Consider the following 18,159-nt stretch of genomic DNA (forward strand, 5'->3'; position numbering starts at 1 on the left):
TAAAAAATAAACTAGGTTCACTGGTTTGAGTGTTCCTAGTTTATATAAAAATAATAAAATTTTAACGATATACTTCATCCAAAGTTTTTCCAGACTCGTTAACCCAATCTATCCATCCGTTAATTGAACTTTGTTTAACACATGATGCTGCCATTGAAGGTGATGAAAAAAGTAAGTTTTTAACTAAAACGTAAAACGAACCTTGGTCGGAAAAATAATCTTCTTGAATGAAGTTTTTCATTTTATTTATTTGAGATTGTCTAAAACTAGCAGTAGGTTCTTTAACAAATTGAGAACCTTTTAAAACCACAAAGCCTTCCTCATCTAAATAACCAGTAGCACTAAATCTCCGTCCTTTACAATAGAAAATTTCTTTATTATCAATAGTTGCTTGTTGACTGTTTTTATCTGATATTTTTTTCTGCTCTAAAGATTCAAAAATAGGAAAACCTAATGAAGTAACCAATACCTTAATCGTTTCAAAAATATCATGTAAATCAGCCTCACGCCATTCTTGTACAAAAGATTTAGTCGGGATAGTTTGATCTAGTTTATACCTATCTACTTTTTTTGCAATAGTATAAGATAAATTTTCTAAATATTTTACATCGGCTTTAGTGAATTGATGTTCTTCATTATTAACTACTATTACAATAGCATATTGCCAAAAATCTTTTTCTCTATTTTGTTGAACAATACGAGTCGCACACTCTTCAGCTTCTCCTATATAACACATGGGCTCTTCAGTTAAATCATCTTCTCCGAATAAAAAATATATTCCAACTCTTAAAAGCTCACTTCGTTCATATGCATATTCTAATTCTGATCTAGGTATATAAACAGCTTGTATTGTTCTATTTGTTACTTCAGATATTTTCACTCCTTTGGGATTTCCATCTGGTAAAAACATCTGAATAGTCATAGCTCGATTCATAAAAATCTCCCTAATTAAACTTAATTTTAATCAATTAACCATGCTTTTAATTTTTCCAAAAATTCAAACTCTTCTTTTGTAATACTATAAGTATGATGATTTTCATTTCTTATTCGCGAAAACTTCTCAATCCACTTTGTCTTAGCTTCTTTTCCACCAGAGATTTTTTCTTCACCTGGCATAGTATATCTTTCTGAAAAAATTTCTGACCAATTTTTACCACTAGTAGCTATTTCTCTATAATTTATTATAGTCAAACAAGCCCAAGGTTGTACCTCATCATCTTTTTCTTTATCATAATTTTTTGTTGCCGCTAATTGCATAGAAGTGTCATAGACTTTTCTTGGAACTCCTTTTTTAAACCAACCATCTCCAAAATGTTTGTACAATCTCTTTTTAAAATCAGTATTCAAATATGTCTCAATTTCACGAATCATATCATAAGATTCATTATTGAAGCGCATATCATTATTTAACCAATACTCTTCCATACCATCAGGTTGAAATTCAGGATGTTTTTTATTAATTTCTCTTTGTAAAGTTCTCCAATATTTTACCTTTCCACCTCCCCCATAACTCTTTTTAATCTTAGTTTTTTCTTCTTTTGAAACTGTTTTGTAAAATTCAATCACAGAATCTAAATATGGTGCTACAAGTTCAGTTATTTCCTCTTGCTCAAGCTCTTTAAAGTCAAAATCTTTTTCCTTAACAAAATAATTTATGATGTCATTTAATATTTTGATTAGACTATATACCCCAGTATTAATAATAACAAAGGATTCCTCTTTATCTTGTTCTCTCCATTCTTCTTTTAAGTTCTTCTCAAGATAGAATAGGCACTCCTTTAAGAATTTAAGAAGTATAACGCTAGTTTCATCGTTATTACCAACATCCAAAGTACCATCTTTTAACAACTCATTACTCTTTCTGTCATATTGTTCTAAAAAATCACTGTTATCTAATCCCTGTTTCACTGAATCTAAAGTTATACAACAAGTATCCGTTTTTGGATTTTCGCCTACAATAATTCTTTGATATAATGGCGAATCAATATCCTCCCCTAAACTTTGCGCTATCTGAGATTTTAATGCTATTTTTCTTTCAAATAAATTCTCTGATTCCCAAAGTAAATCAGCATTTAAAGTTGTTCTTAGATTTTTAGAAACTGCTTTTTGATTTTCATTAATATCCATAAATAGCTTTATTTGCTCTTTCCTATCCAGATCTACGAAAGCCACAACAGGTATTGAATTGGTCTTAGCAAACTTAGAATTAGCATATCCATATAGTCTATGTTGACCGTCAATGATGTAAGCCGATCTATAAAGTTTAGGTAAATGTAAAATCCCAATCCTCGAAACTGCGTCTGCTATTTGTTTATCTGAACGATCAAAAGTTAAATCATTCTTTTCTATATTTATAATTAAAGAGTTTGGAAAAAAACCACCATTTTCTACAAAATCTTGAATCGAATTTAGTCTACCCTTTTTTATTATTCGTTGATATGTAGGCATCATTTGCTTATTAGCATTATTTCTGTGCAAAACATATCCTATTTTTAATAATTTCTCTGGTTCTATTGAAAATGAATAGTATTTATAGCCTCCCATCTTACCTTCAATTGCAGGTATTTTATTATCCATTTCAGGTATTTTTTGTCCTGTGAACAAATAACCTAATAACTGGAACCTTGCTGCGGTTCCTAAATGATTAGACAAATCTTCATAGTACTTTATACCTTCTTCATTGAAATAAATTATTTTTTCTTTTTTCATAAATGCAAAATCTTGATCTGGTAATATATAATTTTTTGTCATGAAAATAAATGAATACTTCTTTTTCGTACCTGGAAAACGTTTTCTTGCATATTCAATTAACTTACTTTTATTTTCACTTATCTCACTAATATCTCCTAATAAACATTGCCTTTTCTGAGGTTCCTCTGAAACTTTACAAAAAACGAATAGAACTGTTTCTTCATCAACAGCCAAGACATCTACATTACAATTATTTATTTTAAGTTTCTTTTCATTCATTTGCTCAAAACCAAGATCAAAAAATAATTTCCAAGCCTTATTTATAAAGCGCTCTTCACAAGATTTTAATTTTTTTAATCTAGTTAAAGTTTTAAATTCCCTCTCAACTTCCCATCCGTCTGCTAAATATTGTTCTACTTTATCATGTGGAACCCCTAATGTTCCATACTCTTTTATACGCATCCTTCTTTCAGCTTCCAATTCTTTATCGCCCAGTATAGTATTCATTTCTTCAATCATCAGAAAACTTCCCCCTTTATATTAGTAAACACAAATTCATTTATTTTTCCTCTGCTTGCATGTTTACCACCTATTATACTTGCTCTTGATAAGTCAAATCTTGTATCATCTTCCTTATCAAAAATCTCTACTACTGTCTTATGAGCTGCATTCGTTAATATATAATAAGCACCAATTTCCTTGATTTTATCTATAAACTTACTTAATCTTACCTGATCTTCTATGGCAAAAAGTTTTTGGTTATATTTAATAAATCCGTTCTCGTTATGAGAAACCGTGTAAGGTGGATCTAATAAAATTAAATCATTTTTTTGAATCTTATTTAGGGTACCTTCAAAGTCATTACATGTTAATGTTGTATTTTTTAATCTAGTACTTATTTCATATAAATTATTTTCTTCAATATTATAAACATTTCTAAAACCATATGGAACATTATATTTCCCACGATTATTCACTCTATAAATACCATTGAATGAAGTTTTATTTAAATAGATAAATCTTGCTGCTTTTAAAATTGGATCTTCCAATTCTTTTTCTCTCATCATATAATAAAAATCTTCTTCATTTTTATATTTCTTTAACTCTCTTATAACCATCTCAGGATTTTTTTGTATCATCGTATAAGTGTTTATAAGTTCTTCATTTACATCTGATAAGAATGCTTTTTTTTTTGGTTCTAATGCAAAAAAAACTGCTCCTCCACCTAAAAAAAGCTCATGATAATTATTAAAATTCAACTCCCCAATTATGTCATCCAAATATTTAATCAACCAACTTTTTCCACCCGCCCACCTCAAAAAAGGTTTAACTGTGACACCTGATTTAGACATTAAATTCTCTCCTTAAAAATACTAAATAATTATTTTCAAAACAAAATTGTATTCCTAAAAACAATTCAGTTCTTAAACATATTGTAACAATTATTATCTAAATATGGAATCTAAATGTACTAAATTAATATCATTTAATATTATATACATATTTTTTGATTATAAAATAAAATCAAATATAAATAAAAAAAGCTATATTAGAATTTATATCTAACATATCTTCTTTTAAAATCTGACTCAAAAGAACATAACTTAATCAATCCTATCATTAATTTCAATCATATTCATAGTCACAAATTTATCTAAAATCAAACTTTTTTATTGGTTTTCAGCTGAACCGACTTCCGACATAAATGCTGATACATATTGGCTAGTAGTATATCTACTTCATAGAGTATGTTAAATAACGTGTAAGAGACGATCCTACAGCATTCAAAATAATTCTTTGGCAGAATCCAATACTCTTACTAATAACTCTTCAGAGTCTAAAAATTACTGTTGTATTTGGTTAAATGATTTAAGCAGTGATTTACTCTGATAAGACTTCCCATTCACTATAATCCATTTTTGACACCTTTTTCCTTATCTTGTTACTGTTTTATGAAGTCTGAGAGGATCCTCTTCTAATTGTTCTTGTTTTCTTTCCTCTCATTTTTAAGGCATATAGCTCCACTTTTCCTTCTTCAAATTGATGTATAACACCATACAATGATCATGTTCTAGATCTTCTAATTTAATCATCGCAGAACACTCCGTATGTGTGACTTTGCTGAAATACAAGATTTCATTTAGTTAACTGAATATAATTTAGTCATCAATCAAAACAATAAAAAAGACTGAATCAAAAACCAACTAAAAGACGAAATAACCCCACCATTTTTGCAGAAATGGTGAGGTAGTATATGTCATGATCCATTATACTTTCCTAAAAGATATAAAAAATCATTTTTATCGATGTTTGACTAGATAGTTTACTGATTTTTATATTATTGATTACATAAAAAAATAATGTTCAATAATGATAAAATAGGATAATGGTGCATTTTTAAATCTAAATACTCTTATTTTCAACTTGGGGAATCAAGTTTATTTTAGTGGAAATCATCACCATCAAAAGTTTCAACTATTTCTATTCACTTTTTCTGATTTCCTAGCATCCATGCAACTCAATGATATAAAAATACCTACAATAAATGTTAGAAACTATATAACGCTTTTCATTAATTACCTTCTTTCATCTTGTTGTTCATCACTTCAATTTTTGACTTTCTTTCTATCGGATATCTATCCCCTTTTAAGATTTCATCGAGAGAAAAATCAAAAAAGAAGCTTAATTCAACTAAAGTATCAATATTAGGATAAGATTGTTCATTTTCCCATCGCGATACTGTTTGTCTCGTCACATGAAAGTGATCAGCTAATTGTTGCTGAGTCAAATTCTTCCGTTCCCTGCGTTCCTTTAATAATGTTCCAATCTCCATACATCCATCCTATCTTTAAAAAGATTTTTTGTACTTATCATACTCTATTAATTTTTTTCTACTTATCTATAGAATAAGCATGCACCAACTACTAAACCACTAACCATTTTTTTATCAATACTATAAAAATGGTCCAACAACTCCTAACATCTCAAAAACATTTTTTATATCTATGTCTTAGTAACTTAAATATTACACAATATATATTATTTAAAAAGCAATTTCAACGTTACTTTATGATGAATATAATATTTTTGGGAGTTTAGCCACAGTTACTACTTAATTTTATGTTAACCACCCTCTAAAAAAAGAAGGTTAATTGAGAAAATGAAGCTTCCTATTCAACTGGGAATCACAACATTTAAATACTAAAAAAGAGCATACAGTCTACAAAGTAAGTATTTTGCTTAAAATCAGCTACTTTCTTTGTTTACTTTATACTCTCCTATTGTACCTTACGCTTTTAGTTGTTAATCCGTCGATAGATAACGCAGCATCAGAATTTAAAATTCTGTATACTTTTTTTTGATTCCTTTACTTTTTTCAATTGGGTATTTCTGGGTATTCACTATCAGTTTCTTTTTAATAATCTCCTCAACATCCAACTCCAAATCAGAGGCTAACATCAAACTATAGATGAGCACATCAGCCAGTTCTTGCTCTATGTTCTCTCTATTTTTTATTTTTGCTTCTTCACTTGATTTCCACTGAAAATTTTCCAGTAGTTCTGATGCTTCCAAAGAGATTGAAATTGCTAAATCTTTTGGATTATGAAACTGTCGCCAATCCCGTTCATCTCTGAATTGATTGATTTTTTCGATTAGTTGGTCCACCTTGAATATCTCCTTTTGACTCACTGATAATTACTATTTTATTTCCTCAAAATTTTCTCCATTGCTTTTCCTTTAGCCAACTCATCAATCAACTTATCCATATAGCGAATTTTCTGCATCAATCCATCTTCTATATCTTCCACCCGATAACCGCAAATCACACCTTTAATCAATGAAACGTTCTTATTCAATTGAGGGGCTTCTTCAAAGAATGTTTCAAAACTAACATTGTTATCTACTTGTTGTTGCAACGTAACCTCATCATATCCAGTCAACCAGAAAATGATTTCATCAACTTCAGCTTTTGTTCGTCCCTTTCTCTCTACTTTTTTGATATAAAGTGGATAAACACTAGCAAAAGACATCGTAAAAATCCTTGGTTTCTTAGCTTCCATTTTTTTCATCCTTTATTTAAATTATTTTGTTAATTCAAATTGTCTTTGTTCTATTCTATTATATCTTTATTTAGATGTTTGGTGAACTTCTTTGTTTTTTACTACTCCTTCCATTGAGTCACGCTAGGATAACGAGTTTTACTTAACAAAAGAATCAGTTGATCTAGAATAATTGGCAAAAGGACTTTAACAAAAGTGTTAAAGCCCTTCTTATTAACAGTTATGCTTGTCCTAAAATATCTAAAATAATCTGCGTATGCATTCCTGCACCAACAGGGAAACATTCTTCCATGATTTTAAATTTTGGATGATGATTCATATACCCACAACCATCTTCTGCTGTTCCTCCGCCTAAGATAAAGAAGGAGCCTGGTTTTACATCTGTATAGGCAGAAAAATCTTCTCCGCCCATCATTCTAGGGGCTTCAAACATTCGCTCCTTGCCAACTACTTTTTCGGCTGCTGCTCGGACTAAATCTGTCGCTTCACTGTCATTAGTAACTTCGCTGTATCCTAATAGATAATCTAACTCATAGGTTGCACCATACATTTTGCAAACACCATCAATGATTTCTTCGATTCTTTTTTTAACAAACATTCGGACTTCTTTGTCGTTCGTCCGAACGGTCCCTTGAATCTGTGCTGTATCTGGAATCACATTTGCTGTTTTTCCAGCATTAAATTCACCGATAGAAATCACCACATTTGAGAAAGGACTAACATTACGTGATACGATATTGTTTAAGTTATTGATAACTTCTACACCAATCAAGATAGGATCAATGGAAAGATCCGGTGTTGAACCGTGGGAGCCTTTGCCTTGGATTTTTAATGTAAAAACATCTGATGCAGCACTAGCAGCACCTTTTCTCGTTCCTACCATACCAACTGGAATATTTGGTGCAATATGCAACCCAAAAACCATATCCACATCATCCATCACACCAGCTTCAACTAATAATTTTGCGCCTCCTGGCGGCTCTTCTTCTGCTGGTTGGAAGATAAATTTCACAGTCCCTGAAATGTTCTCCTTCATGCCGGCCAACGTTTTAACTGCTCCTAAAAGCATCGCTGTATGGGTATCATGTCCGCATGCATGCATTACACCTGGGTTTTCAGAAGGAAAATCGACATCAGATTCTTCTGTAATCGGCAAGGCATCGATATCAGCTCTTAAAGCAATCGTTTTCCCTGGACGACTCCCTTTTAGAATGGCAATTACGCTGTTTTCAGTTAATGAGCTGACTTTTAAATCAGGAAATTCAGCCAAGATACGTTTAATATATTTAGCCGTCTCCACTTCATGAAAAGATAATTCTGGATGACGGTGCAAATGTCTTCTCCATTTAATCATCTCAGCTTGGGGCATTTGTTCTTGAATGTTTGTCATTGTTTTTCCTCCTTCTATAAAAACACCTTATTTTTGTTTAATGAACATTATCGTTACAGCCGTCAACAAGCCAACGACTAAAAAGTAAATAAATGTTGTGATATACTGACCATTTGACATCTCAACTAATTTTCCAATGAGTGTTGGTGAAACAAAACCACCAAGAATTCCTCCTGTAGCAAGTGTTCCATAACTTGGAGCAAATTTTGCCCCTTCAAAAATGCCCAGTGGAATACTCATCAACGTTACAAATGAAATAATCAGGAAGAAGTTTGCTAATCCCATAATAATTGCTAACAATACAAGATTTTGGACATAATAAGAACCAAATGCTAAAAGTGCGCCTAATATGGCAAAGATAGCAACAACCAGTTTTTCCTTATTTTGGAAAAATTTTCCCACGATATAACTCCCACCAATTGAACCAATCAGCATAAATATTCCACCTACACTACTGATTATAGCTGCTCCATTTAAATCTAAACCACGTTCTCCAGTCAAAAAGCTCGGTACCCAACTGGACAATCCATATAATAAACAATTAATGAAAAATGCACTCAAGAATAAAATCCATACTCGAATATCTGACCAAATTACTAGAATAGAAATCTTTTCTGTTTTTGTTGCAACAACATCTTTTTCTTCTTTTGCTTTTTCATTTCTAGGAATGGCAATAATTAGAACTATAGAAATGACAACAGCTAAGATAGTTAAAATAAGATAAGCCGTTTTCCAACCAGAATTTGTGATGATTGGTGACAATGCCAGTGGACCTATAAACGCTGCCACTCCCGAAGAAGAGAGTAAAATTCCTTGGGCAAATGTTCGTTTCTCAGGTGGAAAATTCATGGTAATTTCTTTACTAGCCGAAGATGCATAGCCCGAATGAGCCAGTAATCCTGTTAAAAAACGAAGCGACATAAACATAATCAACGAAGTACCAAATCCAAATAATAGAGCAAATAGCCCCATCCCTAAAACAGAACCGATTAAGACAATCCGTGAGCCGACTTTATTTATCACTAACCCCATGGGAATCTGCATAATTGCGTAACCTAGGAAAAAAGCACTCATAATCATCCCTTTAGCGGCTGGCTCTAAGCCAAATTCAATTGAAATCGGAATCAGGGAGTAGCCAACAGAAAGCTTATCAATATAGACCATAGTGTAGCCCAAAAACAATGCAATCAACAACAATCCAGTTTTTTTAGGTTCTTTCTTTTCCATAATATCCTCCTTAAATTTAAAAAGGTAATTGGCTCATTTTTCCTCAACTGAAAAATATGCGGGTGATACTTTTTGTACAATTAAATTTTATCTTTTTTCCGAGAGGCTAGCCTAGATAAAAGCCAAATATCTTCATCCTGTCAAAACAATTCTTTACTATTACAGTATAATCCATTACTTATCGGAAAAGAAGAGTTAAATGATAAAGTTATGAATAAAAAATTAACAAAAAACAAATATAAAAAAAGACAATACTCATAATACAAAAAAAGATAGCGCTTACAAACAGATATATAAATTCACCTCCGTTTCATTAACATAAATATGGCTATAAATGATAGTTGACTTAACAAGAATTGCATCAAAACGTACATGATTATACCATTCGAGAAAAACACTACAATCCCAACAGACCAAAGAATAAAAATAATAACCCAATACTAAGTAATGCGAAAAATCCATAAATGTTATGCATGTTTATACCAATTCCATATCCAATACGTTTTGGGATAAAAAAATGAGACTCAGCAAAATATTGGCCATTTTCTTGTTTTGATTTAAAAATTGAAGGAATAGATAAAACTGGGTAAGCAAGTAAAATCAAAGAAACGATAATATTTAATTTTTGATCCATAAAAAACACCTTCTTATGTATTCATTATACACTTAAATTTTAGTATCGAGAAAGAATAGGAGTAACTATTCTTTCTCTACTTTCTAAAATAACTAATGATATCTACTATAACCGTGGATATAGGCAGTTTTTATAAGAAATAAAAAGACAAAAAGCAGATGATTTTCCATCAGCTTTTTGCCTATTCTTATTTTTTAAGTACTTCTTTTTTATACAGATATTCTTCTTCCGTAATATTTCCTTTAGCAAACTCTTCATCTAATACATCAAATGCTGAAGAACGAGATGCTTCGTTTGTTGGTTTTGAGCTTGGATAATTATCAAACCCTGTTGGTTGCTTCGATCTATTTCTTGTAAAATAAACCGCACCAAGAATGACAATAACTAGTAGACCCCACCAAAAAAGTCCCATGCCAAACATTCCGCCCCTCATCATTCCTCTACCTCCTGCGAAAACATCTGAACAATAACCCATGAACGATCACTCCTAACTTATTTTTACTTATTATAAAAGTAAACTATGTCAAAAGTGTGTCGAAAAATGATTGAGTCTTGCTAAATTTATTTTGGTTAGTTAAATCTTGATATGTTCCATTAATTTTTTGTAAGTTGCAAAAGACGGATGATTTATCAGTGTATTATTTTCAATACTCAAAGTTTGTTTATCCACGATTTCTTTGGTTAATGCATCTGAAAATTGTACAAAGTCGTTGTTGGTTTCTTCATTATATGTTAAAGAAAAATATTTTGATTGGCGATAAAATTTTTTTAATTGAGGCGAAGTGATTTTTTCAGGTTGATCCGCAAAGTATTCATCATAACGGGCATTTGCGATTTTACCATCAGTCATCGTCAATTGCAGTCTTCCAATCAATCCATCACCAAACTCTTCTGCATAACCGATATACTTTGTTTTAGACGGTTGTCTTATCTCATCTGACAGTTCAGCTGCGATTGCCATCAATCCTTGTCTGGCGGTTGTCGAAGAACCTTTGACTGTTTTGAAATTTCCAGAAACACGATTTTCTTCCCGCATTTGTTTTTCTACAAAAGTAATCCCATTAACTACCGTCACTAATGTAGTATCCGTTCTAGGATTTTGAGCTTGGAAAAACGCGTAGTCAGAAAGACGTTTATTCGCACCTGAATATTTTGATTCATAATAATTTTCAGCACCAAATTCGTTGAATTCAACATTGATAATTTTACCTGCATCATCCGTAACAATTTCAACAATTCCTTTATTTCCCACATCAAAATAGCCTTCGTTAGTAAAATAATTTCCTTCAATCAAGCCTAAGGGTGGCTGATTTGACCAAAACATTTTCTTTAATTTTTCTTCATAGGTGTAAAGGGGTTTCGGATTTGAGCCAAATGTTGTCTGAGTGGCTCCTGTAACAACATCATAATTATAGGTCGTATCTTCAAAAGTCACATCGTTAGCTGTTTTTTCTTTCATTTCCTCACTGGATGAAGTTGGCTCAGACGAAGACAGAATGAAAAGTTCAGGTCTTGATGACTCAGTGGATTTTTCTGTATCCTTTCGTTGATCAGGTTTACATCCAGAAAGAACCAACAGGATACAGAAAAAGAAAACCCCAAGTGGATAGCTTTTTTTCATGAATTTTCTCCTTTTATTTATATTTTAAGCATTGAAACGATAGCCACTACCCCAGATTGTTTCTATGGGAATTTCTGATAGTTTTCCTTTTTTCAACTTTTCTCTAATCCGTCCAACATGAACAACAACGGTATAAATATCACCATCAAGATCATCCATATTCCAAACTTGGCGAAACAATTGCTCTTTCATCCAAACTCGATTAGGATGTTCCATAAAAAAGAGTAGTAAATCGAATTCTTTCGTCGTAAAAATAACTTCTTTGCCTAGAACAAAGACTCTGCGAGCATTTTTATCGATAAGGATCTGATCACTTTCTACTGTATCATTTACTTGGGTTGCACCTGTTAATAACTGATATCGTTTAATATGAGCCTGAACACGGGCGACTAACTCACTTGGACTAAAGGGTTTCGTCATATAATCATCTGCGCCTAGCCCTAAGCCTCTCACTTTGTCGATATCTTCTTTTTTAGCTGAAACAATCATCAAAGGAACATTTTTCTTCTCTCTGATTCGGCGACAAATTTCAAAACCATCCATTGAAGGCAACATAATATCAATCACGATTAAATCAAACGGTTCATTCAATGCTCGATTCAACCCTTCCAATCCATCACTGGCAATCTCTGCTTCTATTTTATTGATTTCTAAATAATCTTTTTGTAATTCAGCAATACTTGCATCATCCTCAATCAATAAAACACGTGATACGTCTTTTGACATTTTGTTGTCCTCCTCAGGCTTTTTTTAGTAGAATTGTAATCGTTGTTCCTTGATGTAGCTCACTTTCAATGGTTACTTTTCCTTCATGCATATCAATGATTTGTTTAACGATGGCAAGACCTAAACCACTCCCGCCAGTATTCGTTGGTCGAGCTTCTTCACCGCGATAAAAATGATCGAAAACAAATGGTAATTGTTCTTCTGGAATCCCTTGTCCGTTATCCGCTATACGAATCATTACCTCTTGCTCCGTTTCACAAATCTCTATCTTGATTACAAGAGAACGTTCTTTAGATTTAAATTTCAGGCTATTTTCGATTAAATTGATAAATACACGGTTTAACTGCATTCTATCTGCCACTATATAACTTTGGCTTTCTTGTTTGTTAACCAACTGAATAGTGACAGAATTTTTTTGCAGCTGAAATTCTTCAATGATATGTTTCAAAAATTCATTAACATTAATCCGATCAAAATGAAACGGAATCGCAGCTGCATCTAGTTTGGAATAAAGAAACAGTTCTTCAATCATTTCATTTAATGAAACAGCTTTTGTATGGATTGTCTGTAAATATTTTTCTTGTTTTTCTGGGGAATCTGCCACGCCATCCAGTAAGCCTTCCACATAACCAATAATCGATGTGATTGGCGTTTTTAAATCATGTGAAATACTAGCTACCAGTTCTTTCCGATTATCTTCCAGTTTCACTTGTTCTTCCGTTGAATGAATCAATGCTTCACGCATTTTTTCAAAATCATCTGTTAGTTGTTTGACTTCCCTAGCCGTCTGTTGAGATTGACCTGTCATAGCTACTTCTAAATGACCATTACTTATTTCAGACATCCCAGTTCCTAAATGTTCCAGAGGTTGAATAATCGTTTTTCTTAATAAATGGTTTAAAAAAAGTAATCCACTAATGGAGACCAATACAATCGTGATAATGACCCACACGCCCCATTTTGTCATAAATTCAAGAAAATTATTTTCTTTTTTCAAAACTAATAAGCTGCCAGGTACATTATCACTAAAATAAAAGTCAAATTTCATATAGCGATATAAACGACCAGCATTATCGATGGTTCCTCTTGTTTCAATATTGTTGGCATCAAATTTAGGAAAGTGGACAATTAACGATTTTTCGACTAAATCTTCTGAATAATAGGCAATCACATCTTCCATACTTACAACAACACCTAAAGACTCCGCTTCAAACTGACGGATATTTTTCTTTAGTTCTCCACGAGGTCTAAGAAGCTGGTCTGGATCTGTTTTGGCTATTCCACGTAGTTTGATATATGCTAGTTCTTCTTCTGGACTTAATGATCGTTGTTGAGTAAAGGTACGGTACAACGTGCCAGGAGTTGGATTTTTCCCTGTTGTTACATAAAAAATAATACAAATAATTGAAACGAGTGATAGACAGGCAATCGCAATGCCTCCAATATATGAAATGAGAAATCTCTTTTTAATCGTCATTTTTTCTCCTTTGTTTCCATTTAATAGAGGGAACAATTACATTGCCTGATTTTTAGAAACTAAACGCTGGTTTATGTTCTCCCTTGTATGGTTCATGTTCCACAAATATAGTTATTTCATTTCCTGCTTGATCTTTACCCATTCGTTTGTATGTGAATTTCTTGCTATTCAATTCGGTAAGTTCTAGCGCTGCACCATATTTATTTTCACCAATTGATACGTGAGCCCGAATTTTATTGTGATTCAACACATCATAGTAACCAAAATCTCCACGGCTAATGCCTGATTTCAAATCGAAGAATTCATATTTACTATTGTCAGAATCAAACTTAGCTAAGCTGATAAAATTTTGGTTGAATTCTGTCACATCGTTGCCTGATTCGTCGACCACTTTCGTTCCGTTCCATAGTGTTTCACCTAAAATTTTTGACCCATTTTCTTTTGTATCAATTGTTCCAGTTTTAGTATCAAACGTTTTTTCTTTCTCCGTAAAAGTTAACTCTTCTTTATTATAAGGGATATGTTCAACAAATACATCTACTTCGTTACCAGCTTTGTCTTTTCCTTTTCTTTCATAGGTAAATTTATCCTTCGTTAATTCGGTAACGTCCACAACAGCTTGGTATTTTTTGGACTCTGAAATCAGAATACGTTTTTCTCCATCATTTGTAATAAAAAATATTCCTCGATCGTCACGACTCTCTCCTGTATTCGCATCAAAAAATTCATAACGACCAGTTTCACCGTCATATTTTGCTAATCCGATAAAGTTAGCATTTTCTGCCGTTAAATCGTTGTTGTCTTTGTCGTATACCTTTGTTCCTTGCCAATTGGTTTTGCTTAACGTACTTGTTCGTTGCTCTCCTTTATTGCCGTCCTTCTCTTGTTTGGATTGTTCGGTTTGTTGTTGACTATTTGCTTTAGATTCCTTTGATTCTTGTGTCCCCATACTACAACCTGCCAATAATAATACTAAACTTGAAACGCCCACGATAATTTTTTTATTATTCATACTTTTTCTTTCCCTTCTATAATAAGTTCTATTTTCTTAATCTATATTTTTATTATAAAGGAGAGTTCTAAACAGCTTCTAAAAAGAAAATAAACAAAGTATAAACAATTTTTGTACAGAAGAAATATCCTAGCTTTAACAAAATAAGCAACTAAATTATTGGAAATAAAAAAACTGAGCCATAACCTTTGAAGTTATGGCTCAGTTTTTTATTGTTTAAACCGTTGTTGTTTTTGGTAAATTTTCATAAAATGCTGCTTTAGTTGCAGTGATATAAGGTGTTAGCCATAGATAGCCAATTCCAAGTGTTAAAATAGCTAAGATATGCCAACCAATAAAACTCAAGTCTAGAATGAATAACTGACCTTTGTATCCTTTCATCAACTGTCTACTGCGAGTAATACAATTTAGAAATCCAGGGCGTACGCCTGTTTCTTCAAAACTATCATAATAAACAAAATATGCCTGAGAATAAGAATAACCTTTAATAATTCCAGGAATGATTAGTAGTAATAACCATAAAGAAATAAAAATAGTCATTAATATATAAATACATATTACACCTAAAATGACAGGTCCTGCAAATCCGCGAAAAGCATCTGAAAATGGACGTATTTCTTGTCTTTTTCCTCTTAAAAGATCAAGGAACGTCCAAGAAATTCCTGCACTAAATAATGCTCCGATTATGCCACCAAAAAAACCGCCACCGCTTCCGCCAGAACTTCCATCATAATTTGCAGTACTGTTTAATAAATCTGAATTATTTTGAACAAATGTAAGAGTAGGTACTATCAATAAGAAAAATAGCAAAAATCCAATAGCAATGGCAATTAGCGTTGGTACTAAACACATCAATAGACTATCTTTCCACCGTCCACGAAGTATTCCTTTTGCTTCAATTTTTAATTCAGCAGTTGTTTTCATAAATTTTCCTCCTTTTCTTTTATTACAAACAGTATAACAAATAATTGGTCATTTAAAAATACATATACGTTTGATTATTTTTTTTATTTACAACTTTAATTATGACAGTCAAATTTCTATTTATAAATAATGGATGCTATAATTTAATCACAAGAATAATAAGGTAAATCTACTGAAAAAAAACTAGTACCATCATGAATGAAATCATTTGTAAATCATTACTTTCCCTTTATTTACAGACTTGCAAGCAATGCTTTCTTGAAAATAGCAAGCTGTTTCTTTATTCTTAGGATACATTAACGAAAGGAATTTATACGATGGAATTTGGAGATAAAATTAAAGCGTTGCGAACAAAAAATCAGCTTACACAGGAAAAATTTGCTATTCGTTTAAACGTTACGAGGCAAGCCGTTTCTAATTGGGAGAATGACCGAAACCTTCCAGACATTGAAATGTTGATTCTAATTTCCAGGATTTTTCATATTTCGCTTGATGACTTAATTTTAGGAGGAGATAACGTGAACAATATGACAGAAAAGCTAATTAACGATGGGAGTCAAACAAGACGAGCAAAATTAAATCTGGTTACAACTTTAATTGGAACCTTTTTACTATTCTTTGGATTTGCTTGTATCTTTATAAAAGCCAATTCAGTAGAATATATTGATGCATCAGGTATTTTACATGAAAGTTTTTATCTTTTACCAATAGGCTTCTTTTTCATTTTTGCTGGAATGATTGTATTTTTAGTTACTGGTATCAAATTTTTAATGGCTGTCGTCCGTAAAAGAAAAGAGTAAATAAATGACCGATCATACACAATAGGTACAATTTATACTTAGTTTTTGAATCATCTCAACTAATAAAAAAACTCCTCTTACAAAAGCAAGAGGAGTTTTTACGTATGAGTATAAGGAGAAAGAATCTCATGATCCGTTGTCCCTTTTTACTTTATAATCAACTAAAATTATTTGTTTTTTAAGTTGTAGAAAGATTTCAAACCTTTGTATTCAGCAACTTCGCCTAATTGGTCTTCAATTCTTAATAATTGGTTGTATTTAGCAATACGGTCTGTACGGCTTAGAGAACCAGTTTTGATTTGACCAGCGTTTGTTGCAACAGCGATATCAGAGATTGTTGAATCTTCTGTTTCACCTGAACGGTGAGATACAACTGCAGTGTAACCAGCTTCTTTAGCCATTTCGATTGCTTCGAATGTTTCAGTTAGCGTACCGATTTGGTTTACTTTGATAAGGATTGAGTTAGCGATTCCTTTTTCAATACCTTCAGCTAATTTAGTTGTGTTTGTAACGAATAAATCATCACCAACTAATTGAACTTTGTCGCCTAAAGAAACAGTCATTTTTTTGAATCCGTCCCAGTCGTTTTCGTCTAGTCCATCTTCAATTGAGATGATTGGGTATTTCGCACATAAAGCTTCGTAGAATGCGATCATTTCTTCAGTTGTTTTTTCGCCTTCGCCAGAATCAGCTAATACGTAAACACCTTTTTCTTTATCGTAGAATTCTGAAGCTGCAGCATCCATAGCAAGAACGATGTCTTTACCAGGTACATAGCCAGCTTTTTCGATTGCTTCGATGATTACTTCAAAACCTTCTTCGTTTGAACCAAGGTTAGGAGCGAAACCACCTTCGTCACCTACAGAAGTAGCTAAACCGCGAGCTTTTAAGATTCCAGCTAATGCGTGGAATACTTCAGCACCGTAACGTAAAGCTTCTTTAAATGTAGGAGCACCTACAGGCATGATCATGAATTCTTGGAAGTCGATACTGTTGTCAGCATGAGATCCACCGTTGATGATGTTCATCATTGGAGTTGGTAATACTTTAGTATTGAATCCGCCTAAGTAGTGATATAAAGGTACTTCTAGGTAATCAGCAGCAGCACGAGCTACAGCGATTGAAACACCAAGAATAGCGTTTGCGCCTAATTTACCTTTGTTAGGAGTTCCATCTAATTCGATCATTGCTTTGTCGATAGCCATTTGGTCACGTACATCGTAGCCAATGATTGCTTCAGCGATGATGTTATTAACGTTGTCAACTGCTTTAACAACCCCTTTACCTAAGTAACGAGATTTGTCGCCATCACGTAATTCAACGGCTTCGTATTCACCAGTTGAAGCTCCAGATGGAACCATTCCACGACCAAAAGCACCGCTTTCAGTGTATACTTCTACTTCGATTGTTGGGTTACCGCGTGAGTCTAAGACTTCGCGTGCGTAAACATCAGTAATAATTGACATGTTTTGTCTCTCCTTTGAGTTTGTTTTATACTAAGGGGATTCGATTCCCTTAATTATGATTGTAGTGAATAAACGCCCGCTATGCAAACATTTTTTGCATAATTCATAGATTATTCAATGAATCTTTGAT

17 protein-coding genes are annotated in these 18,159 nt (G+C 32.5%); 1 reads left to right on the forward strand and 16 read right to left on the reverse strand.

What is annotated here, in order from left to right:
* Positions 1–61 precede the first annotated feature (61 nt).
* The 15 genes from AC4BB2_RS09645 to AC4BB2_RS09715 form a co-directional block, all read right to left on the reverse strand.
* A complete protein-coding gene (locus AC4BB2_RS09645) occupies positions 62–934 on the reverse strand; it encodes a GIY-YIG nuclease family protein (RefSeq protein WP_490472723.1) in 873 nt (290 codons plus the stop codon).
* Between the two features lie 26 nt (positions 935–960).
* Positions 961–3,210 carry a DGQHR domain-containing protein gene (locus AC4BB2_RS09650; protein WP_490472724.1) on the reverse strand — a complete coding sequence of 750 codons (2,250 nt, stop codon included), beginning with the start codon at positions 3,208–3,210 and terminating at the stop codon, positions 961–963.
* The gene (locus AC4BB2_RS09655; protein WP_490472725.1) at positions 3,210–4,043 is read right to left on the reverse strand and encodes a DNA adenine methylase; all 834 of its coding nucleotides are present in this window, start codon (positions 4,041–4,043) and stop codon (positions 3,210–3,212) included. Before AC4BB2_RS09655 ends, AC4BB2_RS09650 begins: the two co-directional genes overlap by 1 nt.
* A 1,220-nt stretch (positions 4,044–5,263) precedes the next feature.
* On the reverse strand, positions 5,264–5,524 hold the full coding sequence (locus tag AC4BB2_RS09660) for a helix-turn-helix transcriptional regulator (RefSeq protein WP_490472726.1): 261 nt from the start codon (positions 5,522–5,524) through the stop codon (positions 5,264–5,266).
* Between the two features lie 503 nt (positions 5,525–6,027).
* Complete coding sequence (locus AC4BB2_RS09665) at positions 6,028–6,357, reverse strand: nucleotide pyrophosphohydrolase (RefSeq protein ID WP_490472727.1); 330 nt, start codon at positions 6,355–6,357, stop codon at positions 6,028–6,030.
* Between the two features lie 38 nt (positions 6,358–6,395).
* On the reverse strand, positions 6,396–6,752 hold the full coding sequence (locus AC4BB2_RS09670) for a DUF2200 domain-containing protein (RefSeq protein WP_490472728.1): 357 nt from the start codon (positions 6,750–6,752) through the stop codon (positions 6,396–6,398).
* A gap of 220 nt (positions 6,753–6,972) precedes the next feature.
* Positions 6,973–8,142, reverse strand: a complete 1,170-nt coding sequence (locus AC4BB2_RS09675; RefSeq protein WP_490472729.1) for a M20 metallopeptidase family protein — start codon at positions 8,140–8,142, stop codon at positions 6,973–6,975.
* A gap of 27 nt (positions 8,143–8,169) precedes the next feature.
* Positions 8,170–9,369, reverse strand: a complete 1,200-nt coding sequence (locus tag AC4BB2_RS09680) for an MFS transporter (protein WP_490472730.1) — start codon at positions 9,367–9,369, stop codon at positions 8,170–8,172.
* Between the two features lie 397 nt (positions 9,370–9,766).
* Complete coding sequence (locus tag AC4BB2_RS09685) at positions 9,767–10,003, reverse strand: hypothetical protein (protein ID WP_490472731.1); 237 nt, start codon at positions 10,001–10,003, stop codon at positions 9,767–9,769.
* A 187-nt stretch (positions 10,004–10,190) separates the two neighbouring features.
* A complete protein-coding gene (locus AC4BB2_RS09690; protein WP_490472732.1) occupies positions 10,191–10,478 on the reverse strand; it encodes an SHOCT domain-containing protein in 288 nt (95 codons plus the stop codon).
* 99 nt (positions 10,479–10,577) lie between these two features.
* Positions 10,578–11,624 carry a hypothetical protein gene (locus tag AC4BB2_RS09695; protein WP_490472733.1) on the reverse strand — a complete coding sequence of 349 codons (1,047 nt, stop codon included), beginning with the start codon at positions 11,622–11,624 and terminating at the stop codon, positions 10,578–10,580.
* Between the two features lie 24 nt (positions 11,625–11,648).
* Positions 11,649–12,350: a response regulator transcription factor gene (locus AC4BB2_RS09700; RefSeq protein ID WP_490472734.1), complete on the reverse strand. Its 702-nt coding sequence runs from the start codon at positions 12,348–12,350 to the stop codon at positions 11,649–11,651.
* 13 nt (positions 12,351–12,363) lie between these two features.
* Positions 12,364–13,827, reverse strand: a complete 1,464-nt coding sequence (locus AC4BB2_RS09705) for a sensor histidine kinase (protein ID WP_490472735.1) — start codon at positions 13,825–13,827, stop codon at positions 12,364–12,366.
* A 52-nt stretch (positions 13,828–13,879) separates the two neighbouring features.
* Positions 13,880–14,839, reverse strand: a complete 960-nt coding sequence (locus tag AC4BB2_RS09710; protein WP_490472736.1) for a DUF4822 domain-containing protein — start codon at positions 14,837–14,839, stop codon at positions 13,880–13,882.
* A 216-nt stretch (positions 14,840–15,055) separates the two neighbouring features.
* On the reverse strand, positions 15,056–15,763 hold the full coding sequence (locus AC4BB2_RS09715; RefSeq protein ID WP_490472737.1) for a DUF975 family protein: 708 nt from the start codon (positions 15,761–15,763) through the stop codon (positions 15,056–15,058).
* A gap of 317 nt (positions 15,764–16,080) precedes the next feature.
* Between AC4BB2_RS09715 and AC4BB2_RS09720 the strand changes: the two genes are divergently transcribed.
* Entirely contained in the window at positions 16,081–16,563 is a 483-nt protein-coding gene (locus AC4BB2_RS09720) for a DUF3955 domain-containing protein (protein ID WP_490472738.1), read from the forward strand.
* A 167-nt stretch (positions 16,564–16,730) separates the two neighbouring features.
* Here the strand turns inward: AC4BB2_RS09720 and eno are convergent, their stop codons facing one another.
* Positions 16,731–18,029 carry a phosphopyruvate hydratase gene (gene eno, locus AC4BB2_RS09725; protein ID WP_490472739.1) on the reverse strand — a complete coding sequence of 433 codons (1,299 nt, stop codon included), beginning with the start codon at positions 18,027–18,029 and terminating at the stop codon, positions 16,731–16,733.
* Positions 18,030–18,159: the final 130 nt, after the last annotated feature.

The organism is Enterococcus sp. AAFC-DPL-5146, assembly GCF_058216635.1.